Origin of the sequence: Vibrio sp. M260118, assembly GCF_036533755.1 — a bacterium.
Taxonomy (GTDB): Bacteria; Pseudomonadota; Gammaproteobacteria; order Enterobacterales; family Vibrionaceae; genus Vibrio.
Genome location: NZ_JATABG010000021.1, coordinates 1 through 20,639, shown reverse-complemented (window position 1 = coordinate 20,639; position 20,639 = coordinate 1). Strand labels below are relative to the sequence as shown.

The 20,639-nt window shown below is 45.9% G+C and carries 22 protein-coding genes; 7 read left to right on the top strand and 15 right to left on the bottom strand.

From position 1 onward, the window contains the following. The 3 genes from epmB to QTO00_RS02830 all read left to right on the top strand — a co-directional run. On the top strand, window positions 1-1,004 hold a 1,004-nt coding region (gene epmB / locus QTO00_RS02840), incomplete at its 5' end, for an EF-P beta-lysylation protein EpmB (protein WP_331422821.1). Between the two features lie 132 nt (window positions 1,005-1,136). Continuing rightward, window positions 1,137-1,631, top strand: a complete 495-nt coding sequence (locus QTO00_RS02835) for an MgtC/SapB family protein (protein WP_038203777.1) — start codon at window positions 1,137-1,139, stop codon at window positions 1,629-1,631. Window positions 1,632-1,800: 169 nt separating this feature from the next. Continuing rightward, complete coding sequence (locus tag QTO00_RS02830; protein WP_331422820.1) at window positions 1,801-3,126, top strand: anaerobic C4-dicarboxylate transporter; 1,326 nt, start codon at window positions 1,801-1,803, stop codon at window positions 3,124-3,126. A 73-nt stretch (window positions 3,127-3,199) separates the two neighbouring features. On the opposite strand, the gene pfkA is transcribed toward QTO00_RS02830, so the two are convergent. The 3 genes from pfkA to QTO00_RS02815 all read right to left on the bottom strand — a co-directional run bounded on the left by pfkA (window position 3,200) and on the right by QTO00_RS02815 (window position 5,928). After that, a complete protein-coding gene (gene pfkA, locus QTO00_RS02825) occupies window positions 3,200-4,162 on the bottom strand; it encodes a 6-phosphofructokinase (protein ID WP_038203769.1) in 963 nt (320 codons plus the stop codon). Window positions 4,163-4,418: 256 nt separating this feature from the next. Further along, window positions 4,419-5,327, bottom strand: coding sequence for a CDF family cation-efflux transporter FieF (fieF, locus tag QTO00_RS02820; protein WP_331422819.1), 909 nt, complete (start codon window positions 5,325-5,327; stop codon window positions 4,419-4,421). A gap of 97 nt (window positions 5,328-5,424) precedes the next feature. Then, window positions 5,425-5,928, bottom strand: a complete 504-nt coding sequence (locus QTO00_RS02815) for a CpxP family protein (RefSeq protein ID WP_038203764.1) — start codon at window positions 5,926-5,928, stop codon at window positions 5,425-5,427. A gap of 184 nt (window positions 5,929-6,112) precedes the next feature. Here QTO00_RS02815 and QTO00_RS02810 point away from each other — a divergent pair, with 184 nt between their 5' ends. The 4 genes from QTO00_RS02810 to trmL all read left to right on the top strand — a co-directional run bounded on the left by QTO00_RS02810 (window position 6,113) and on the right by trmL (window position 9,483). After that, entirely contained in the window at window positions 6,113-6,808 is a 696-nt protein-coding gene (locus tag QTO00_RS02810; RefSeq protein WP_038203749.1) for a response regulator, read from the top strand. Further along, window positions 6,808-8,217, top strand: coding sequence for an envelope stress sensor histidine kinase CpxA (gene cpxA, locus QTO00_RS02805; RefSeq protein ID WP_331422818.1), 1,410 nt, complete (start codon window positions 6,808-6,810; stop codon window positions 8,215-8,217). The genes QTO00_RS02810 and cpxA overlap by 1 nt, the downstream gene beginning before the upstream one ends. A gap of 73 nt (window positions 8,218-8,290) precedes the next feature. Further along, window positions 8,291-8,899 (top strand): superoxide dismutase, encoded by a 609-nt coding sequence (locus tag QTO00_RS02800; RefSeq protein ID WP_331422817.1) that lies wholly within the window; start codon window positions 8,291-8,293, stop codon window positions 8,897-8,899. A 107-nt stretch (window positions 8,900-9,006) separates the two neighbouring features. After that, on the top strand, window positions 9,007-9,483 hold the full coding sequence (gene trmL, locus QTO00_RS02795; protein WP_331422815.1) for a tRNA (uridine(34)/cytosine(34)/5-carboxymethylaminomethyluridine(34)-2'-O)-methyltransferase TrmL: 477 nt from the start codon (window positions 9,007-9,009) through the stop codon (window positions 9,481-9,483). A gap of 215 nt (window positions 9,484-9,698) precedes the next feature. Here trmL and trpS read toward each other — a convergent pair whose 3' ends face one another. The 12 genes from trpS to pilM all read right to left on the bottom strand — a co-directional run. After that, window positions 9,699-10,736, bottom strand: coding sequence for a tryptophan--tRNA ligase (gene trpS, locus QTO00_RS02790; protein ID WP_331422813.1), 1,038 nt, complete (start codon window positions 10,734-10,736; stop codon window positions 9,699-9,701). A gap of 116 nt (window positions 10,737-10,852) precedes the next feature. Continuing rightward, window positions 10,853-11,533: a phosphoglycolate phosphatase gene (locus QTO00_RS02785; protein WP_331422812.1), complete on the bottom strand. Its 681-nt coding sequence runs from the start codon at window positions 11,531-11,533 to the stop codon at window positions 10,853-10,855. A 4-nt stretch (window positions 11,534-11,537) separates the two neighbouring features. Then, on the bottom strand, window positions 11,538-12,209 hold the full coding sequence (rpe, locus tag QTO00_RS02780; protein ID WP_331422811.1) for a ribulose-phosphate 3-epimerase: 672 nt from the start codon (window positions 12,207-12,209) through the stop codon (window positions 11,538-11,540). 105 nt (window positions 12,210-12,314) lie between these two features. Then, on the bottom strand, window positions 12,315-13,142 hold the full coding sequence (locus tag QTO00_RS02775) for a Dam family site-specific DNA-(adenine-N6)-methyltransferase (RefSeq protein WP_331422810.1): 828 nt from the start codon (window positions 13,140-13,142) through the stop codon (window positions 12,315-12,317). Between the two features lie 102 nt (window positions 13,143-13,244). Then, the gene (locus tag QTO00_RS02770; protein ID WP_331422809.1) at window positions 13,245-14,747 is read right to left on the bottom strand and encodes an SPOR domain-containing protein; all 1,503 of its coding nucleotides are present in this window, start codon (window positions 14,745-14,747) and stop codon (window positions 13,245-13,247) included. A 101-nt stretch (window positions 14,748-14,848) separates the two neighbouring features. After that, window positions 14,849-15,937 (bottom strand): 3-dehydroquinate synthase, encoded by a 1,089-nt coding sequence (gene aroB, locus QTO00_RS02765; protein WP_331422808.1) that lies wholly within the window; start codon window positions 15,935-15,937, stop codon window positions 14,849-14,851. A gap of 28 nt (window positions 15,938-15,965) precedes the next feature. Next, on the bottom strand, window positions 15,966-16,484 hold the full coding sequence (gene aroK, locus QTO00_RS02760) for a shikimate kinase AroK (RefSeq protein WP_331422807.1): 519 nt from the start codon (window positions 16,482-16,484) through the stop codon (window positions 15,966-15,968). A 176-nt stretch (window positions 16,485-16,660) separates the two neighbouring features. Next, complete coding sequence (locus QTO00_RS02755; protein WP_443088889.1) at window positions 16,661-18,346, bottom strand: type IV pilus secretin PilQ; 1,686 nt, start codon at window positions 18,344-18,346, stop codon at window positions 16,661-16,663. 18 nt (window positions 18,347-18,364) lie between these two features. Next, a complete protein-coding gene (locus QTO00_RS02750) occupies window positions 18,365-18,874 on the bottom strand; it encodes a pilus assembly protein PilP (RefSeq protein WP_331422806.1) in 510 nt (169 codons plus the stop codon). Continuing rightward, window positions 18,861-19,454 carry a type 4a pilus biogenesis protein PilO gene (locus tag QTO00_RS02745; RefSeq protein WP_331422822.1) on the bottom strand — a complete coding sequence of 198 codons (594 nt, stop codon included), beginning with the start codon at window positions 19,452-19,454 and terminating at the stop codon, window positions 18,861-18,863. Before QTO00_RS02745 ends, QTO00_RS02750 begins: the two co-directional genes overlap by 14 nt. Continuing rightward, window positions 19,454-20,008: a PilN domain-containing protein gene (locus QTO00_RS02740; protein WP_331422805.1), complete on the bottom strand. Its 555-nt coding sequence runs from the start codon at window positions 20,006-20,008 to the stop codon at window positions 19,454-19,456. The genes QTO00_RS02745 and QTO00_RS02740 overlap by 1 nt, the downstream gene beginning before the upstream one ends. Next, window positions 19,998-20,639 (bottom strand): pilus assembly protein PilM (gene pilM, locus QTO00_RS02735; RefSeq protein WP_331422803.1); only part of this gene is annotated, 642 nt, incomplete at its 5' end. The genes pilM and QTO00_RS02740, both read right to left, overlap by 11 nt.

Genomic DNA, 20,639 nt, shown 5'->3' with positions numbered 1-20,639 from the left:
GAAAAGTTGTTTCTGTTGAGCAAAACTGGCTCAAACAGCTAGCGAATGGGATCTCTGATCCTGCAAAACTGCTTGAACAACTCGAAATTGATCCCAAGCCGTGGCAAGAGGGGTTTGCAGCTCGCAAGCTTTTTGCGCAGCGTGTTCCGCAAAGTTTTGTTGATAGAATGGAAAAAGGCAATCCTTTCGATCCCCTTCTCCGTCAGGTTCTGCCATTAAACGAAGAGTTTGAAGTGCACGCGGGTTACTCAAACGATCCGCTTGCAGAACAAAACAATACAACTCCAGGATTACTGCACAAATACCGCAGTCGGGCATTGATGATCCTAAAGGGGGGCTGCGCGATCAACTGCCGCTACTGTTTCCGTCGCCACTTCCCATATGATGAAAACAAAGGCAACAAAGCGGTTTGGCAGCAAAACTTAGACTATATCCAAGCGACCCTAGAACTGGATGAGGTGATCTTGTCTGGCGGCGATCCCTTAATGGCTAAAGATGAAGAGCTAAAATGGCTGATTGATCGCATTGCCGATATCCGCCATATCAAACGTCTGCGCATCCACTCTCGCCTGCCAGTCGTTATCCCAGATCGAATTACTGACAGTTTGTGCGACATATTGGGCGAGTCGAGGTTGCAAGTCATTCTGGTAACTCACATTAACCATTCGAATGAAGTGAACCAAGAGCTGAGAGACGCAATGAGTCGCCTTAAACAGGCCAATGTCACTCTATTAAATCAGGGCGTGATGCTCAAAGGGGTTAACAATAGCGTTGAAGCTCAGGTCAACTTAAGCCATGCCCTGTTTGATGCGGGTATCCTACCCTACTATATTCATGTATTAGACAAGGTTCAGGGCGCCGCTCACTTCTACATTTCAGATCAAGAAGCAAAAGCGATCATGCAAGGGCTGCTAGAGCGAGTCTCTGGTTATCTCGTGCCAAAATTGACCCGAGAAATTGGTGGACGGGCCAGTAAAACCCCGCTCGACCTGCATTTAGAGTAGCCTAGCACTATCAAGTTGTAGCAAAGTCAACCCTAGTCCAAGCTTGATATTGAATAGTGACCGTTAAGGCAAAAATTATTTGTTCGTCCAGCAGGGACTTTATGTGCATACTCCGCGCTTTTGGAGGTCACTATGCAAGCACATGTCGCCCAACTTTTAGACTTGGGTCCTTTTAGTTGGCTCGCACTTTTCTGCTGTGCCATCAATGGTATTTTGATCGGTGCAGAGCGACAAACTCGAGGTAAGCCCGTCGGTATCCGTACATCAATTTTGATCATTTCCGGCACCTACCTGTTTATGTCAATGGCAGTTTCACTATCACCAAATACCTTAGATCAAGCTCGAGTGTTAGGGCAGATCATCACAGGTGTAGGCTTCTTAGGTGCTGGAGTTATGATGACTCTAGATGGAAAGATCCACGGCGTAACCTCGGCAGCGATTATTTGGGTCCTTGCCTCTATAGGTATGATGATTGGTTTAGGCTACTTTCACCAATCTGTCGTGATCACAGTGCTTGCTCTGTCGGTATTACTCGGGGTCGATAAAGCGGAAAACCGCATCCAAGCATTGCGCAGAGGCGTGCATCAAAAATTCCAAAAACGCCGTCATAGCAAACATAAGTCGTGATCCCTACGAGTATTTATACACAAGCTTTTGGTTTAAATCGCAGTTTTTGATTCGCGACAAGGAATCATCCGATAGCGAATTATTCGGACGAATAAACAAAAAAAGCTCACATTTCCAACTAACACTTTTGGATAGCATAACCCTATATTTAACAATGTAGGGTTTGATCATGTTCTATATACATATGCTCTTGCTTCTGACGGTGATATTCATCGGTATTCGCCATGGAGGCATCGCGTTTGGTCTCCTTGGTGGTTTAGGTGTTTCCATCCTCGCCTTTGTATTTGGCGTTGCCCCCGGCTCACCTCCAATCAGTGTTATGCTGATCATTCTCGCTGTCGTCGCGGCTTCAGCCACTCTCGAAGCCACAGGTGGTCTCAAGCTCTTAGTTAAATTTGCCGAGCGATTACTGCGCAAACACCCAAGCCAAATCGTATTCCTTGGCCCACTTTGTACCTACTCTTTAACGGTATTAGTCGGCACAGGCCACTCGGTTTACCCTCTTCTTCCGGTGATTTATGACGTAGCTTATAAGAAGGGAATCCGTCCAGAGCGCCCTATGGCCATGGCCACCGTTGCGTCGCAAATGGGTATTACAGCAAGCCCTATCGCAGCAGCGGCAGCCGTTGTAATGGCCACGGCTGCAGATAACCACTTGGATATCAGCTTGGTCAACGTTCTACTCGTCACAATCCCCGCTACCTTGATCGGTGTACTTGTAGGTTGTTTGTGGAGCTTAAAGCGCGGCAAGGAACTAGACCAAGATCAAGAGTTTAAAGCTCGCTGCCAAGATCCTGAGTTTAAAGCTCAGTTGATCGATGAAGTACAGCAAGATGAGAGCGAACCCCAGAGTCAGAAAGTCGCCAAACGTGGCTTAAGTATATTCCTAGCGGGTATTGCTACGGTTATCTTCGTCGCTATGTTTGGTAAGGATCTCGGTCTGCTCCCTAGCGGAGTTAAAATGTCGGTCGCGATTCAGTTCTTAATGCTATCAGTCGGTGCCTTAATTCTTCTCACCACCAAGGTTGAACCGAAGAAGATTGTTCACAGTAACGTGTTTATCGCGGGTATGACAGCGGTGATCATTATCTTCGGTATTGCGTGGATGAGTGACACCATTATCGGCTTCCATAAGCCATACCTGATCAGCTTAGTTAGCGATATTGTTGCGGCACACCCATGGACATTTGCCATCGCGATGTTTGTGGTTTCAATTTTCTTGAAGAGCCAAGCCGCAGTACTGACCATCATGCTGCCACTCGGGTTTGCTATGGGTATCCCTGCTCCTGTGCTGATTGGTGTTCTACCAGCGTGTTACGCGTATTTCTTCTTCCCGTTCTACCCAAGCGATCTTGCAGCGATTACCTTTGATCGTTCTGGTACCACTCAGATTGGTAACTATGTCCTCAATCACAGCTTCTTGCTACCAGGATTTATCGGCGTAATCACTGCAACAACTGTTGGTTACTTGCTATCAACTATATTGATCAACTAATCACTAGCCCGCTAAAAAACAAAAAGCCAGTTGGTCTCCCAACTGGCTTTTTTAGTTCAGCGTAATGCCTAGTTTAGAATAGCTCTTCTGCTACTTTGAATAGGTCTTCACGTACTGGACGCTTCATGTTCTCAATCGCATCAATGATGTCGTGGTGAACAAGCTGCTCTTTCTGGATACCAACACAACGGCCACCATGACCTTCCATCAATAGGTGAACAGCGTAGTTACCCATGCGTGATGCAAGAACGCGATCGAATGCTGTAGGACGACCACCACGTTGGATGTGACCAAGAACAGTAGCGCGAGTTTCGCGACCTGTTGCCGCTTCAATCTCTTTCGCTAGTTCGTTAGCGTCCATCATTAGCTCAGTTAGAGCAATGATTGCGTGCTTTTTACCTTTAGCAATCCCATCTTGGATATTGCCAATCAGCTTCTCTTTATCCAAACCCGTTTCAGGGGTGATGATGTACTCACAACCACCAGCGATTGCCGACATGAGTGTTAGATCACCACAGTGACGACCCATAATTTCAACAATCGAGATACGTTGGTGTGAAGATGATGTGTCACGTAGACGGTCAATTGCATCGATAACAGTGTTCAACGCAGTGAGGTAACCGATCGTGTAATCCGTACCTGCAATGTCGTTATCAATCGTGCCTGGAAGACCGATACATGGGTAACCCATTTCAGTTAACTTCTTCGCACCCATGTAAGATCCGTCACCGCCAACAACAACTAGCGCTTCGATACCGTGCTTTTGCAGGTTCTCGATCGCTTGCTGACGAACTTCAACTTCTTTGAACTCTGGGAAACGTGCAGAACCTAAGAAAGTACCACCCTTGTTGATCACATCAGAAACACTTGAACGATCTAGTTTTTCGATACGATCTTCATACAGACCTAAGTAGCCATCAAATACACCGTAAACTTCTAATCCTTCAGACAGGGCTGTGCGAACCACACCACGAACCGCTGCGTTCATACCTGGTGCGTCACCGCCACTCGTCAAGACACCGATCTTCTTAATCATGCTCACCCTCGATTTTTGGGAATCTTATTTCAATTTTTACGTTAGCCGCTTTCAAAAGCCACCAACAAAATTCCTTAACTGCGCAATATGTTACCTTTCCTAATCAGGAATACTAGATATATTTGCGTCTAAATATGTAACTTTTCTACTTATGTAAGAGTATTACAGCTTTGCCAATTACCATCATTGATACACATCAGGATCACAGTTAAAAGTGCTCCAAGTGAAAAGATAGCCAATAACTAACAGTTTTGCGTTACCAACCCTGCGACTTCTGCGCTTTTTCTGCGCCAAGCACGACCGAATAAGGATCTTGGTGGATCAAAACATCCGATTCAGGGAATAGCTCAAGCACTTTATCTTCCACCTCATCTGAGATCCGGTGCGCCTCGATTAGTGGCATTTTATCTTCTAGTTCCAAATGCAACTGAATAAAACGAGTTGGGCCTGACATTCGGGTTCTAAGTTGGTGAACCCCTAGCACACCTTCAACTTTGACACAGCACTCGCGAATCGCCTTTAGCTCCTCATCCGGTAACTTACGATCAAGTAAAGTTTGCACCGCTTCTTGAACCATTTTGACGGCGCTGTAGAGTATATAAAAGCCAATTAATACCGCAAATACTGAGTCTGCTTGAGTAACCCCAAACCAACTTAATCCTAGCGCCAACATAATTGCCGCATTCATGTACAGATCAGATTGATAATGCAGTGAATCAGCCGCTATAGCCTGACTGCCCGTTTTTTTCACCACATGCTTTTGGAAGCGCACTAGAGCGAACGTCACCACAATGGCAAACAAACTGACATAGACACCATACTCTGGTGACTGAAGTTCGTGAGGTTTGAAGAAACGTTCAATACCGTTCAAGATGAGGAAGACTGCAGAGCCAGAGATAAACATAGCTTGCGCAAGGGCCGCTAAAGATTCCGCTTTACCATGGCCGAAGGTGTGTTCTTTATCTGCTGGTTGGAGCGAATAACGCACAACAATAAGATTAACTAACGAAGCGGCGATATCGAGCATTGAGTCAATGAGTGAGGCCAATAGGCTCACCGAGCCTGTCGCCCACCAAGCGCCGACTTTCACTACCAATAAAATCGTCGCAACTATGGTTGCTGTCCATGCTGCCAGCGTTACTAAGCGGGCGTATTCCTGTTTCATAGAGCATTGATTATTAAATAAACATCCCCCTAGTATAACCGCACAATTGCTGAATAAAAAAGGCGACATCATTGCCGCCTTAAATAACTGGTTGGAATTAAGATTTATTCATTCGTTGCTGCATATTTTCTAGGCACTTAGCAGAACGCTCGCCTTGAAGTTCAACAAACTTCGCTTTTTGCTCAGGAGTCAAAATGCTCAACATTTGGTGCTGTTTCTCAAGCATGTTCACTTTACGTTCCGTCTGCTGCTCAACCATAGACTTCGCCAGCTCATTTGCGGCAGCTTGGTCAAAGTTGTCCGCGAGAACCAATTGTTGAACTTTCGCTTTTTGAGCTTGCATCTCTGCATGGCGAGTTTCAAAGTTCTCTTCAAACGCCGCTCTCATTGCTTGCTTGTCAGCTTGACGCATCTCTTTAATTTGCTCTTGCTGAGCATCCGTCAAATCTAATTGACGCATAACGCCACGGTCAAAGCCACCGCCACACTCACCTTTACCGCCTCTCTTACCATCTTTACCACCAAACGCATATGCGCTTGCAGTGCCAAGAGCCAGAGGAAGAACAGCTGCAGCTAATACTAGTTTCTTTGTCATTTTCATAGTCGTACCTTTCACCTTATCTATTGGATTGAGCTGTACTCACTGCGCTTGAGTGTAGAATACGACTTGCTAAGTAAAGCAACGTATTGAGATAGTAAAGAATCGTAAAGAGCGACAATGACCCTAAATCAATTGGTCATTTAACAGTAATATATAAATATCCAACTGACGCAGAGACCTTGCTATGCCGCATATTTTATTGATTGATGACGATACCGAGCTAACTAGCTTGTTGAAAGAAGTCTTGTCTTTTGAAGGCTTTGAGGTATCGGAGGCCAACAACGGCGAAGAAGGATTGGCACTACTCAACGAAAGTATTGATCTGATCTTGCTCGATGTAATGATGCCTAAACTCAATGGAATGGAAACACTTAAACGACTTCGAGAGAATTGGGAGACTCCGGTTCTCATGCTCACCGCCAAAGGCGAAGAGATCGATCGCGTGATTGGTCTAGAACTTGGCGCTGACGATTACTTGCCTAAGCCTTTTAGTGACCGCGAACTACTGGCACGCATTCGAGCTATTTTGCGTCGCACTCAAGGCAATGGCACAGGTAAAAGCTCGAAAAATTCGGATTGTATTGAATACCAAGATATTCAAGTGTACCCCGGCAAACAAGAAGCCTACTGTCAAGGAGAGCAAATGGAGCTCACCACCACAGAGTTCGCATTGTTAAGTCACTTTATTCAAAACCCGGGACAAACACTGACTAAAGAAGCGTTAAGTCTAGATGTTCTAGGTAAGCGTCTTGCCGCTTTCGACCGTGCGATTGATATGCACGTATCCAACCTACGCAAAAAACTACCAGAGAGAGAAGATGGTAAGTCACGCATCAAAACACTGCGCGGACGGGGCTACCTGTTGGTTGAGGAGGACTAATGCGCCTACCTAAAATCACTAGCCTCTACGGTCGTATCTTCGCCATTTTTTGGTTCACCATGTTTTTGGTGCTAATGGCCGTATTATCTCTACCTCACCTCGACCCAAGAAAAGCCAAAGATATTCCGGCCGATCATTATGAGCAACTGCTCGATGTCAAAACCAGAATCGAACAACGATTTGTAGGAGAAAATAATCTTTCTCGAATTTTGTTCCAACTGGAAGGACAAAAACGCCAAACCAAGAACGACGATAAAAGGCCACCAAAAGACAATCGTCCTCGTTTCTTTGTCTCCGATAACGAAGGAAACATCTTAACCACGCAAAATCGCAAGGACTTTAAAGTTCGTGCGCTGCAAAACTTTATCACCAGTGTTGAAATTGACAGTCACCCCAAACAGAAACTGTATGGTCACTTTATGCTGGCAGGCCCACTCCCCATCACACTTGCAAATAAAGACTTACTTCTCTATATCGGTGTGAAATGGGACCAGCCACCACCTTTCTTATTACGCATGTTTGACCGGCCCTTCCAACTACTGTTTGCGGTAATGCTAGTCAGTACACCTCTACTTCTATGGCTTGCTTGGGCTCTCAGCCAGCCTGCCCGAAAACTAGAGCGCGCGGCCAAACGAGTAACTAAAGGTGAATTTGTCGTTGACCCCGAACTTGAGAAAGGCACCAGTGAATTTCGTCAAGCGGGCGCGAGCTTTAACCAGATGGTAGAGGCAGTTAACCAAATGATTTCGGGCCAACAGCGTTTGTTGTCAGATATCTCCCATGAACTTCGATCTCCTTTAACTCGATTGCGAATGGCTAATGCTCTCGCCACTCGAAAGCAAGGTGAAAGCCCAGAGCTCACTCGCATCGACACCGAAGCACAACGCCTAGAACAAATGATTGGCGAACTGTTAGAGTTGTCACGTATGCAGGTTGATAGCCACCTCAACAGAGAGCCGCAGCCAATGGCTAGCCTTTGGGAAGCTATCCTTGCTGACGCTCAGTTCGAAGCAGAACAAATGGATAAAACCCTGATCTTCAATACCATTCCTGAGCGGATAATTTCAGGTAACCCTAAGCTTTTAATGAGCGCGTTAGACAATATTGTGCGCAACGCTATCTACTACGGTAAAGACCGCATCGAAGTCGCTTTTACAGAAACTGGCCAGCAAATCATGATTGCAGTGGATGACAATGGTGAAGGTGTCCCAGACCACGAGTTAGAAGCGATTTTCAGACCGTTCTACCGAGTATCAACCGCTCGCGATAGGCATAGCGGCGGTACGGGTCTAGGCCTAACCATCACAGAAAGTGCCATTCGCCAGCATAGTGGTACGATAAAAGCGAAACGCAGCAAGCTCGGAGGTTTAAGGGTAGAGATCACCCTTCCAATTGATATCGATAAATAACCCTACAAAACGACAGTTGATAATGGATCTCATTATCATTTAAAGTAAATCCTTCAATTAAGGAGGATTTACTATGTCTCACACCTTTCCAGAGTTACCTTACGCTTACGATTCACTAGAGCCCTACATCGACGCGAAGACGATGGAAGTGCATTACAGCAAGCACCATCGCACCTATTTTGATAAGTTTACCACCGCTATTTCCGGTACCGAACTAGAGTCCACCACACTAAAAGATATCTTTGCCAACATTTCTCAGCATACTCCCGCAGTTCGAAACAATGGTGGTGGTTACTACAACCATATTCTTTATTGGAACTGCATGAAGCCAAACGGTGGTGGTACACCACAGGGTAAACTGGGAGAGGAGATTGTGTCTACGTTTGGCAGCTTCGCAACCTTCCAACAGCTATTCACTGACGCTGCAATTAACACCTTTGGTTCTGGTTTTGCTTGGCTCATTGTCCAAGATGGTAAACTGGTAATTACCTCTACAAGCAATCAAGATAATCCGTTAATGGATGTTGCTTCTGTGCAAGGTGAACCTATTTTAGCACTCGATGTCTGGGAACACGCCTACTACATCAGCTACCAAAACCGACGCCCTGAATACATCGATGCTTGGTGGAATGTCGTCAACTGGGACGCGGTTAGCAACAACTACACTGCAGCTGTAGCCTAGGGGCTGTTGACCTTATACACATATAAAGAAACAACGTCAGACTTGGCGGCTTTCACTAGTCGCCTTATACTCTCTAGCCTTTAATCAATCCGCGTTAAGAGTTAGTCATGTTTGATATCGCCTTGTACGAACCAGAAATTGCACCCAACACTGGTAACATTATTCGCCTATGTGCCAACTGTGGTGCCAACCTTCATTTGATCGAACCACTAGGTTTTGACTTGGAAGAGAAGAAGGTTCGCCGTGCGGGGTTGGATTATCACGACTTAGCACGCGTCACTCGCCATAAAGACTATCAAGCCTTTATCGAATACTTAGAAAAAGAGCGTGGCGATTACCGCATCTTCGCCTGTACGACCAAAACAACTGGCCACCATGTCGACGCTGATTTCCAAAAAGGCGATGTACTACTGTTTGGCCCAGAAACACGCGGCCTGCCTGCTGAATTAATAGAAAGTATGCCAATGGAGCAGCGTATCCGCATTCCAATGATGCCAGACGCACGCAGCTTAAACCTTTCCAATGCGGTCGCAATCATTGCTTTCGAAGCATGGCGCCAGATGGGCTTTGAAGGGGCGCAGTAGCGAGAAAGCGAGAAAGCGAGAAAGCGAGAAAGCGAGAAAGCGAGAAAGCGAGAAAGCGAGAAAAATTAAAGGGTTGGCACAATGTGTCAACCCTTTCTCTTTCAGCGCAGACATTTAAGTCTTGGCAAGAACTACCAACGTTTCTATCTCGAAGGGCGAAGCCCGATCTCGACTCTCGGAGTGAAACGTTCTAGCATCTCGCTGTCCGCTCTTACCTACGGACGAGCAACAAAACCTACCGCTTCGTACGCTTTCTTAAGCGTCTCAGCTGCACGAGCAGAGGCTTTCTCAGCACCTTGCTTCATTACGCTGTCCATGTAAGCGCGATCAGCGCGGATACGGTGGTATTCCGCTTGTATTGGTTCAAGCATAGCCACTACAGCTTCACCCACATCTTTCTTAAATGGACCGTACATTTCAACGCCTTGGTACTTCGCTTCGATCTCTTCAAAGCTCATACCCGTCGCTGCCGAGTAAAGGCCCATTAGGTTCGAAATACCCGCTTTGTTATCCCAGTCATGAGCAATACGTGGTGGCGTCTCTGTATCTGTTTGCGCTTTATTGATCTTCTTGATGATCGACTTAGGCTCTTCCAGCAGAGTAATCACGTTCTTACGGTTATCGTCAGACTTAGACATCTTCTTAGTCGCATCTTGCAGGCTCATCACACGTGCGTTCACAGTTGGAATGTACGGCTCTGGCACTTGGAAGATTGGTTGCTCTGGCGAGTAGATGTTGTTAAAGCGGTTAGCCACATCACGAGCTAGCTCTAGGTGCTGCTTCTGGTCACTACCTACTGGCACTTGATGTGCGCCGTACAGCAGGATGTCTGCAGCCATTAGAACAGGATAATCAAACAGACCTACGTTTACGTCACCAAATTGGCTCGAAGAGTCTTTCGAGTAACGTGCAGACTTGTCTTTAAACTGAGTCATACGGCTCAGTTCACCCATTTGGGTGTAACAGTTAAGAAGCCAACCAAGTTGAGCATGCTCTGGTACATGTGACTGAACAAATAGCGTGCTCTTTTGCGGATCAACACCAACTGCAAGACAGATTGCTAATGCGTCTAAAGTCGCTTCATGCAACGCTTTCGGATCTTGGCGAACCGTAATTGCGTGAAGGTCTACAACACAGTATTGGCAATCGTAATCATCTTGCATCTGCTGCCATTGACGTAGAGCACCCAAGTAGTTACCGATACTTAGTTCACCTGATGGTTGAACACCACTCAATACGATGGGTTTGCTCATGGGAATAGTTCCTTTGACTTCTTATGCTAAATAATGAAAAAAACCGCGTGGCTTCTATCCACACGGTTTACTCAGTGTACTCATTAACGAGTATTTTAAAAGCTCTTTTGTCGCTATTAGGCTGAAACCGTTAATAGTTCTGCCAAATCTGCGATGGTATCTGCGACATAATCAGGTTGAGACACCGAAATAGGCTCACCGTGATTGTAACCATACGTTAAACCAAACGAATGACAGCCTGCGTTCTTGGCCGCTTTAATGTCGTTACTTGAATCCCCGACCATCATCATTTCACTTGGCTGACAGCCGTGTTTTTCAAGCAACCAATTCAGTGCCATTGGGTTAGGTTTTTTCTCAGCAAAAGTATCACCGCCAATCACATCAACAAAGTAGTGGTCGATACCATGCTTAGCCAAAACATCCGGAACAAACTTAGAAGGTTTATTGGTAACCAATGCCATAGTAAAGCCAGCTTTGTGCAACTCAGCTAAGGTCTCTTTTACTGCTGGGTATAGGTGACTTAGCTTGTGACCACTCTTGTGATAATAATCATCAAACAAAACACGTGCCTTAGCATGGAGTTCAGGATCAAGATCAGGAGATACGGTTAGGCTGCGACTCAGCGAACGGCCAATCAGCACATCCGCACCGTTACCCACATAGTCACGTACTTGCTCTTCAGTGACTGCAGGATAGCCCAAAGCTTGCACCGCTTGGTCGGCCGCAACCGCTAAATCTGGCACACTATCAAGCAAAGTACCGTCTAGGTCGAATGCGATTAGCTTAATGTTATCCATGGAATTATTTAACCTTAGCCAGCTCAGCACGCATCTGGTCGATCACCTGTTTGTAGTCAGGCTGATTGAAGATTGCTGAACCTGCAACAAACATATCCGCGCCTGCCTCTGCGATCTCTTTGATGTTGTCGACTTTAACACCACCATCGATCTCCAAGCGAATATCGCGACCTGAATCATCAATCATCTTACGCACTGCGCGTAGCTTATCTAGAGTCTTAGGAATAAACGACTGGCCGCCAAAACCAGGGTTAACTGACATAAGAAGAATCAGATCGACTTTGTCGATGATATACTCAAGGTGAGACAATGGTGTAGCTGGGTTTAGTACCACACCCGCTTTACAGCCGTGCTCTTTGATAAGTTGCAACGTGCGGTCAACGTGCTCAGAGGCTTCGATATGGAAAGTAATCATCGATGCACCTGCTTTAGCAAAATCTGGGATGATGCGGTCTACAGGTTTAACCATAAGGTGAACATCGATAGGTGCAGTAATTCCGTAATCACGCAGCGCCTGACAGATTGGCGCACCAAAAGTTAGGTTTGGTACGTAGTGGTTGTCCATTACATCGAAGTGAACCACGTCAGCTCCTGCTGCGAGTACTTTCTCTACGTCTTCGCCAAGGCGAGCCATATCTGCAGACAGAATCGATGGAGCGATAAGGAAATCTTTCATACCAACCTCTAAAGTTTTGGGGATAACATTGCACACTGAAGAAACTTTGCGCGCAATTCTACCTAAGCTAGAGGTGAGATGATAGAGAAGCGTGATGAAATGTGATTATTTGCTTTCTTGAGGTCTAAACAAAGCCAGTAGCTCGTCCACTTTATTGCGACCAGCCCCATTTCGGCTGATAGTACGCTTCACCTTAACAACATTTAATTCCGCACCATGATATAGGCGACGAGTTAACGTTGTATCGTGATTAGAAATCAGTACAGGGATACCACGTACAACCGCTGCTTTCTCTGCAACGTCAGCAAGAGCCGCTTGGTCGTCTAGAGTAAAACCGTTGCCTGCGTAAGAGGTGAAGTTAGCGGTCGTTGAAAGCGGCGCATACGGAGGATCGCAGTAGACGACACTGCCCTTGCGCGCGCGCTTAAACGTCTCGTGGTAACCTTCACAAACAAACGTCGCCTTTTTTGCCTTCTCAGCGAAAAATTCGAGTTCAGCTTCAGGGAAGTATGGCTTCTTGTATGAGCCAAAAGGAACGTTAAAACCGCCCTTCTTGTTGTAACGACACAGGCCATTAAAACCAAAGCGGTTCATGTAAAGAAACGCCAATGAACGATACATCACATCGTCAGTGGCATTGAACTGACTGCGAATGTCGAGGTAAGCCTCTTTACGATTATTCTCAGGGCAAAACCAACGCTTAGCTTCTGTGATGTAGTCTTCTGGGCGCTCTTTGAGCAGATTGTAGAGATTGATCAGATCTGGATTGATGTCTGCGAGTAAGTACTGCTCAAAGTCAGTATTGAGAAATACAGAACCAGCACCGACAAACGGTTCAACCAGCTTACGAGCTTCTGGCAAGTGACGCTGGATATCTTCGACAAGTCCGTATTTACCACCTGCCCATTTTAGGAAGGCTCGCTGCTTCTTCATCTACTGCTCTATTTATCAACCACAAATTAAGGCTGCGGAATGTAACATATTTTGTAATTAATCTCAGGCAATTTTAAGGATAAAAACCAGTTTCTGGTTATCTTAATTACCACGCTCAATTTCACGTTGGACTTGGCTAAGAGACTTAGCCCAAGGTTCCAAGTTTTGCAGCTCTTCAGATAGGCTCTGAACCGCATCTCGCGCCACTTGGATAGTTGGGTAGTTTTGATAAGTCACTATGTACCAGTCTACGCCATTGCGCTGAGTCGGATAGATAAAGACTTGATTCGCCAGTTGATGAAGGTCGATAAATTTCTGCACTTCTTCAAGCGAGTTTACCGCCGCTAATTGCAAGGTGTAGCTACGAGGAGAGAAGCTTTTTAGCTCATCTTTGGTGAAAGAGAACTTAATCACCGTTGGGCTTGGCGCCTCCTCTTGAGCAGCGCTCGCTTCAACCGCTTCAGGTTGAGAAGGTGCCTGCGGCTCTTCTGCAGAGTCGACTTTAGATTGCTCGACTACCGCATCTATGTTGCTGGTATCCACCTCTTCAGGCTTACCTTCGAGCAAGGCATCAACCACATCGGACGTAATGACGACTCGCTGATGATCATCCTCGGTATTACCAACACTCGAAACTTGCTCGGTAACATCAGGAGGTAACGAGAGTGAGTCATCTTCAGCGTTAGCCATCACAGGATCAACAATCGGCTCAGGTTCAACCGTTGAGGCAGAGCTTTCATCACTCGCGGTGTCTTCAGGGAGTGTGGGAATAACCGTCTGTTCAATCGAGTCAGTGATCTGCTGCGCTTTGTCGTCTGGCGTAGGCTGAGACATCATCCACCAATAACCACCACCAATTAACAACAGTAGAACTGTCACCAGTAATGCAATATTAATGGGCGAACCCACAATTGAGCGGATAATAATCCTTTTTTCCACTTTCTGATCCCCTAGAGCCATTATCTCACCTGGGCGGCGAGCTACCGTTCGATACGCATTGCGAACACGCTTTTCCATGTCATCTTCGACAAACCGAATCACCAATTGTTCGAAGAAACGATCGGCTTCTTCTTGGCTAAGTGCTTCAATTTCAAGATCTATCGGCTTGTGTTCTTGACCATAACCTAAACGGGTCAGTAATGCATCTAGACTGTTCGATTGAGCGAACAACAGCACATTCACCGTCCAACCTGGATTGGCTTGCGCTTCCAGCACTAACATCCACAGCTCTGACACGAATGACTCTGTCAGTAAGTGGGCATCATCGACAGCGATCACGACATCACAGGTTTCACCCTGCATTAGACGCGAAAATGACTCAACCAAAGAGTCAGCAGGATTATAAAGAGGTTCAGAAACAATTTGAGAAAGGATCGTCGAACGGCGTTGGGCATCATCTTGATTAGGAAAACACATCAACAATGACTGGTTTTTATCTTGCGCCCAAGCTTCTAGGTAGTGCTGTGCGAGCCAAGTTTTACCTGCCCCAGTTTCCCCGCCAAGGTTTACCAAGTTCGAACCAAAATTAGTCAACAACTGCAACCGTTCTAGCAGTTCAGTTTGTGATTCTAACTCCAGCATATGTGGAGCATGCACCAAGCTCATTGCGATACCTTACTCGAAATCTATACAGTACCAACCCATGTCATTGCTCAAAAAAGCAAATAGGTTGGTACTAGGCTCAATTGACCTAAAAACAAGAAGAGTTATAGAGTGCGCGCGAAGTCGATGGCTTGTTCAATGATCGATTCTGGAACACCTTTTACTACTTCAGCCGTCCCTATGCTCGTTGGGAGCACAAGTCTTAGCTCACCAGATAATACTTTCTTATCACGCATCATGTGCTTCATAAAGTCAGCAAATGACATCGTGTCTGGAGTATGTACTGGTAGCTGAGCTCTTTTCAGTATAGAGATAATTCGTTCAACTTGCTGCTCACTGATAAGGCCTTGAAGTTGCGCAGTTTTCGCCGCCATAACCGTACCAGATGAAACAGCTTCACCATGTAACCAGTTACCATAACCTAGTTCAGCTTCAATCGCATGACCAAATGTATGACCTAGGTTCAGCAATGCGCGAATACCCGACTCTTTTTCGTCCTGTGCGACCACTTCAGCTTTAATTTGGCAGCAACGTGCAATCGCGTAAGTGAGTGCTTGTTCATCGAGTTGATATAGCTTGTCGAGATTCTCTTCCAACCAAACAAAGAACTCTTGATCGTAGATGATGCCGTACTTGATTACTTCTGCGATACCCGCAGCGAACTCTCTTTGTGGCAAAGTTTTAAGGCAGTCAGTATCAATCAGTACCGCTTTCGGCTGGTAGAAAGCGCCAATCATGTTTTTGCCTAGCTTATGGTTTACCGCGGTTTTACCGCCAACCGAAGAGTCAACTTGGGAAAGTAATGTTGTTGGGATTTGAATAAAATCAACACCACGTTGATAGCAAGCCGCAGAGAAGCCAACCAAATCGCCAATCACGCCACCACCAAGGGCAATCACTACCACATCGCGAGCATAGTTCCCCTCAAGTAGGAAGCTCATTACTGTGTTGAAAGTATCTAGAGACTTGTATTGCTCACCGTCTGGCAGTTCAAGAACCGCAGCTTCACAATCAAGTTGTTTCAAGATAGATAGGATTTTATCAGCGTACAGCGGGGCAATAGTGACATTAGAGATCACTACTACTTTTTGTTTTGCCGATAAGAGGGAAAGGTGGGCCGGATCATTAAATAATCCGGCGCCAATTGAGATTGGATAGCTACGCTCATCTAAGCTGACCGTAATCCGTTCCATGGGTATTCTCCGTTGCTAAAAGAAAGTCTTAACGTTCTTCTAGCATTTTTACGATCTGGTTGGCTACCACTTTTGCACTTTGATCGTCTGTACGTACTGTGTAATCCGCAATTTCGTCATAAAGTGGGTTACGCTCACCTGCTAGAGATTCTAGAACTTCGCGTGGATTATCAGTTTGTAGTAATGGACGCTTCTTATCGCGGTTTGTACGCGCAAGTTGCTTTTCAATCGTTGTTTCTAGGTATACAACAATACCGCGCGCAGATAGGCGATTGCGGTTTTCTTTGCTCATGATTGAACCACCACCGGTAGCAAGAACGATACCTTGCTCTTCCGTTAGGTCGTTAATCACTTTTTCCTCGCGATCGCGGAAGCCTTCTTCACCTTCTACGTCAAATACCCAAGCGATATCTGCGCCAGTACGTTCTTCAATAACGGTATCAGAATCCACAAACTCCATATGAAGTTGTGAAGCTAGGTGTCTACCGATAGTGCTTTTGCCGGCACCCATAGGGCCAACAAGGAAAATATTGCGTTTCTCAGCCATGTTTAGCAGTAATTTACAACGTTAATTCAATGACATCGCCACAAGAGAAGCCAGTTTGATACTAGCGTTAAAGATGCTTGTGGCACCGATTCCTCACAGATAATTCGTGATAAGACCCGAAATTATCTAGATAAGGTGCCATTAATGCAAATTTATTTTCACTCCTCAGGAAATTCTTACTCCATTACCACCTTAGGAGTGACAAATATCAGCAGTTCACTTTTGCCCTCTTGCTGATAAGTACGACGGAACAATGTACCTAAAAGTGGTAAATCTCCGAGAAAAGGCACCTTTTCTACCGCATCTGTCACGCTATGCTGAAAGATGCCTCCAAGCACAACCGTCTCGCCATTATCCACCAGCACTTGGGTACCAATTCGCTGAGTATTGATTGCTACCGCTTCTCCGGTACCTGTTTTAACTACTTCTCCCGGTCTGTCTTGGGTAACATTTAGATCAAGAATCAGTCGATTATCTGGCGTTATTTGTGGCGTGACTTTTAAGCTCAGCACTGCCTTTTTAAAAGAGACACTGGTTGCCCCGCTTGATGACGACTCTAAATAGGGAATCTCGCTACCTTGTTCAATAAATGCCGGTTTCTTGTTGGTAGTGATTAATCTAGGACTGGAAATGACTTCGGCTTTTGACTCTCGCTGTAATGCTGAGAGCTCAAGGTCAAGCAGCATATCAGAGCCAAGTTTGGCAACTTGGAATGCAATCGTCGATGCATTAGAAGAAGTCGCAGCTAAGTTAACATTTAGCATCTCATCAATAGTTAGCAGATCAAAGCGGTTGTCCTCAATACTTGCGCCAATAGACGTACTGCCATTGGCATTGCTGTAACCCCAACGAATACCAAGCTCTTCTAAATTACCCTGACTAACCGTGACGATTCGCGCTTCAATTTGCACCTGCTTGATAGGCATATCGAGATCATCAACAATCGCACGAACCGCCTTGATGTTTGCCGCAGTATCTCTAAGGAGTATCGCATTGGTTCGCTCATCAATAGCTAATGAGCCACGCGCTGAGAGCAATTTGAACTCTCCTTCGCCATTAATTAGTGCCGCAATCTCGGAAGCTTGAGCAAACTTGATGTTGATAATGTCAGACTCCAACTCCCCCGCGTGGGAAGCGAGCAACTCACTCTGAAGCACTTGCTGCTCATGCAACTCGAACTCCGCCCGCGGTGCTACCAATACCACATTGTCTTTTACTCGTTTATCGAGCCCTTTGAGCTGTAAAATTACCTCAAATACATCCCGCCACGCGACATCTTCAAGGCGTAAAGTCAGGTTACCAACTACTGCATCAGAGACAACCAAGTTGAAATTATTGTGGTCAGCAATCAACTGCAGCACATTCCGTACGGGAATATCGTGAAAGTTAAGTGACAAATTGGGCCCAGGCTGGTCGAGAATAGAAGGTTTGCGAAGGGTTTCTTCTGCTGCCCTGTTAACCGTCACTCGCAATATTTTATCTTCGAATTGCTCTTCATACTCAAACTCTCCCTCGATCGCTACCAAAAGCTCGACACTGTCAGTTCGGCGAAATACCTCTATGCTGTGCACGCTAGAGCCAAATTCAGTGACATCAAACACTTTAAGCAGAGAGTCCTCCACTTTAGTCATCAGCAGTTCAATGCTCAGCCCTTTATCTAGCTTTCGTATGTCAACCATGACGCGAGAGTCAGATAAGGACAGTAACAGTTGCCCATTACGTTGTGAGTTGAGCTTAAAATCAACTCGCTCAAGCATAGGCCCGTTTGGCGGCTGAGCGTCAACCTTCACAGACAAGCAAACAGCGAATAAGAAATAGCAACACAAACAAACTGCTTTTGTAACTGGTATCCTGGCATCCATCTTCTCTCCCCTTCCCCTTTATTGGCGCTGCAACTTAACGTCACGCTGATGCCAACAACTACCTTCATCCGATATGAACTCTTGCACTAGCAGATAATGCTCGGTCACTTTGACAATCTCAGCATTGCTCGAGGCTAAGCGCTCCCCTAGCGCTAACTTCGCAATATGACCGTTCGGTGCATCAACTAAAACAAACACCTGATTCTCGCTACCAATCACACCTTTAAAATTCAACTTCGCTAAAGAAAACTGGCTAAAGTGGCCTAACTGACGGTTCGTCGGTGCAGAGTGGCATTCTTGCTGCTGTGACGTTAATTTGCTGTGAGTGGTGATAGGCAAGACAAAAGGGTGTCGAAATTGATGAGCGGTATAGCGCGACGCTTCGATGGCAACGATTGGTTCTGGTTGACTGATTTCAACTTGCACCTCTTGATGTACACGCTCGATAAAATGCTCAAGTGAATCTTGATGAGCTTTGCACCCTGAGAGAGCTGCGGCCACAAATAATAAATACTTAGTCTTCATCATTCACCACAGCTTTGAGCTGATAGGTATACGCTCGAACTCTAAAGTAGGTCACATCACTCTCTAAACTCGTTCGCTGCCAGTGAATCTCGGCTAGATTTATCAGGCGCGGCAAGGAGGTAACAGTTTGTGTAAAATGACCAATATCATGGTATTGACCTATCAATTCGATATCGAGAGGTAGCTGATAAAGAAAGTCCAAACTCTGTTTTTGTCCCCAATCAAGCCGCATAAAACTCAGGTCATTGTCCAATCCAACCTGATTCACCGAGGCCAGCATCGACGCTAGCTCTTTTTCTACTGGCAATTGACGAGAGAAGTAATCATAGCGTTGAGACAGTTCAGCAAGCTCAGCGTGTAACCTAGGCAGTAGCGCAACTTTCTTAGCCCTCGACGCAACGACATCGCGACTCTGTAACTCTTGATACTTTGATGCCTCCAACGCTTCTAGCTTGGGCTGAATATAGACCCAATAACCAACGCCCTGCAGCACAATTAACATCAGTAAACCAAGCAGCAATTGAAACTGAATAGGCCACTCACCTATCTCGCTGATATCTAACTCTGTGGTCGTTACCCTCATCACTTTTTATCTCCTAGGAGAGAGAAAGAGACTCGATACGACTGATATTTTTTAGCGAACCTTTTTACGCCATGAACAATAGAGTGCATCTCAACGCTAGTCACAAAGTCCGAACGCTCTAAATTATCGAGCATTTTGGCAAGACGCGATGTTGAATCAGCGATCCCCTCAAGCTCTACTTGGTGGTCAGTCACTTTTAACTTGTCGACATAAACACCTTGCGGGATAAGCTTAGGCAGTAGGTTAAGAAACTCAGTCGTTTGATTGCGTTGTTTTTGTAGTGCCTCAACCATGGTAATTCGAGTCAGCAAAGCTTGCTGTTGCTGCTCAGTACTGCTCTGCTGCTTTATTTGCTGCTTCAGTTTAAGCGCGTAGTTATCAAGAAACTGGTTACGCTTTTGTTGCTCGGTGAGTTGATGATCGAGATATCCCCCCATAAGCCAAACCGTCACCAGGGCAAAGAGTCCAACAAGAGCCAAAAACGTTAGCGAACGCTTTTGACGCTCGATGCGTCGCTCGTCGCGCCAAGGCAGCAAGTTGACACTATGCAGCATGATTTTCCCCCAACCAGGTGACGCCACGCAGCGCAATGCCCGTTGCTAAGGCAAAGCCATAATTTCCCTCTATCAAGGGCGATGTTTTACGACCCTGGGCTAGCTCTAACAAATTCAGAGAGTTAAGCCGCTGACACTCTAAATTCAACTGCAGCGGTACTTGATTTACTAGCGTTTCAAACAAAGGGCTCTGCCCACAAACCCAAACACCACCAATATTGATGCCGTGCACCGATGCAATACGCTGAATATGCCGTTTGATTTTGTCGATTAGCTCAACACTGCTTTGTTGTGAACTATCAGCACAGAGATCCAAAGTAATGACTTTGCAGTACGGCGCGCTGTTAGGCAGATCGATAGCAATCGATGCATGCTCAAACTCTAGATTGACCAGCAACCAGTTAGGTCTGATCTGGCTACGCGCTGCTAACTGCCAAACATGCACCATCGCATGAGCTTGAACATCGGCGACAACAGGCTGAAAGGCAGCACTTTTCAGCAACTCAACTTGATGTGAAATCAACTGTTTTTTTGTCGCATACACCTGAAAACTGAACTTAGAATCGCAATCATCAGCAGAAAGTTGGATATAGTCTAAGTGCAGCTCCTCGACGGGAAAGGGCGATTGATG

Excerpts from the sequence above, each read along its gene's own strand:
- QTO00_RS02835 (WP_038203777.1), top strand. The coding sequence starts at position 1,137 with ATGCAAGCACATGTCGCCCAACTTTTAGACTTGGGTCCTTTTAGTTGG.
- QTO00_RS02830 (WP_331422820.1), top strand. The coding sequence starts at position 1,801 with ATGTTCTATATACATATGCTCTTGCTTCTGACGGTGATATTCATCGGT.
- pfkA (WP_038203769.1), bottom strand. The coding sequence starts at position 4,162 with ATGATTAAGAAGATCGGTGTCTTGACGAGTGGCGGTGACGCACCAGGT.
- fieF (WP_331422819.1), bottom strand. The coding sequence starts at position 5,327 with ATGAAACAGGAATACGCCCGCTTAGTAACGCTGGCAGCATGGACAGCA.
- QTO00_RS02815 (WP_038203764.1), bottom strand. The coding sequence starts at position 5,928 with ATGAAAATGACAAAGAAACTAGTATTAGCTGCAGCTGTTCTTCCTCTG.
- QTO00_RS02810 (WP_038203749.1), top strand. The coding sequence starts at position 6,113 with ATGCCGCATATTTTATTGATTGATGACGATACCGAGCTAACTAGCTTG.
- cpxA (WP_331422818.1), top strand. The coding sequence starts at position 6,808 with ATGCGCCTACCTAAAATCACTAGCCTCTACGGTCGTATCTTCGCCATT.
- QTO00_RS02800 (WP_331422817.1), top strand. The coding sequence starts at position 8,291 with ATGTCTCACACCTTTCCAGAGTTACCTTACGCTTACGATTCACTAGAG.
- trmL (WP_331422815.1), top strand. The coding sequence starts at position 9,007 with ATGTTTGATATCGCCTTGTACGAACCAGAAATTGCACCCAACACTGGT.
- trpS (WP_331422813.1), bottom strand. The coding sequence starts at position 10,736 with ATGAGCAAACCCATCGTATTGAGTGGTGTTCAACCATCAGGTGAACTA.
- QTO00_RS02785 (WP_331422812.1), bottom strand. The coding sequence starts at position 11,533 with ATGGATAACATTAAGCTAATCGCATTCGACCTAGACGGTACTTTGCTT.
- rpe (WP_331422811.1), bottom strand. The coding sequence starts at position 12,209 with ATGAAAGATTTCCTTATCGCTCCATCGATTCTGTCTGCAGATATGGCT.
- QTO00_RS02775 (WP_331422810.1), bottom strand. The coding sequence starts at position 13,142 with ATGAAGAAGCAGCGAGCCTTCCTAAAATGGGCAGGTGGTAAATACGGA.
- QTO00_RS02770 (WP_331422809.1), bottom strand. The coding sequence starts at position 14,747 with ATGAGCTTGGTGCATGCTCCACATATGCTGGAGTTAGAATCACAAACT.
- aroB (WP_331422808.1), bottom strand. The coding sequence starts at position 15,937 with ATGGAACGGATTACGGTCAGCTTAGATGAGCGTAGCTATCCAATCTCA.
- aroK (WP_331422807.1), bottom strand. The coding sequence starts at position 16,484 with ATGGCTGAGAAACGCAATATTTTCCTTGTTGGCCCTATGGGTGCCGGC.
- QTO00_RS02755 (WP_443088889.1), bottom strand. The coding sequence starts at position 18,346 with ATGGATGCCAGGATACCAGTTACAAAAGCAGTTTGTTTGTGTTGCTAT.
- QTO00_RS02750 (WP_331422806.1), bottom strand. The coding sequence starts at position 18,874 with ATGATGAAGACTAAGTATTTATTATTTGTGGCCGCAGCTCTCTCAGGG.
- QTO00_RS02745 (WP_331422822.1), bottom strand. The coding sequence starts at position 19,454 with ATGAGGGTAACGACCACAGAGTTAGATATCAGCGAGATAGGTGAGTGG.
- QTO00_RS02740 (WP_331422805.1), bottom strand. The coding sequence starts at position 20,008 with ATGCTGCATAGTGTCAACTTGCTGCCTTGGCGCGACGAGCGACGCATC.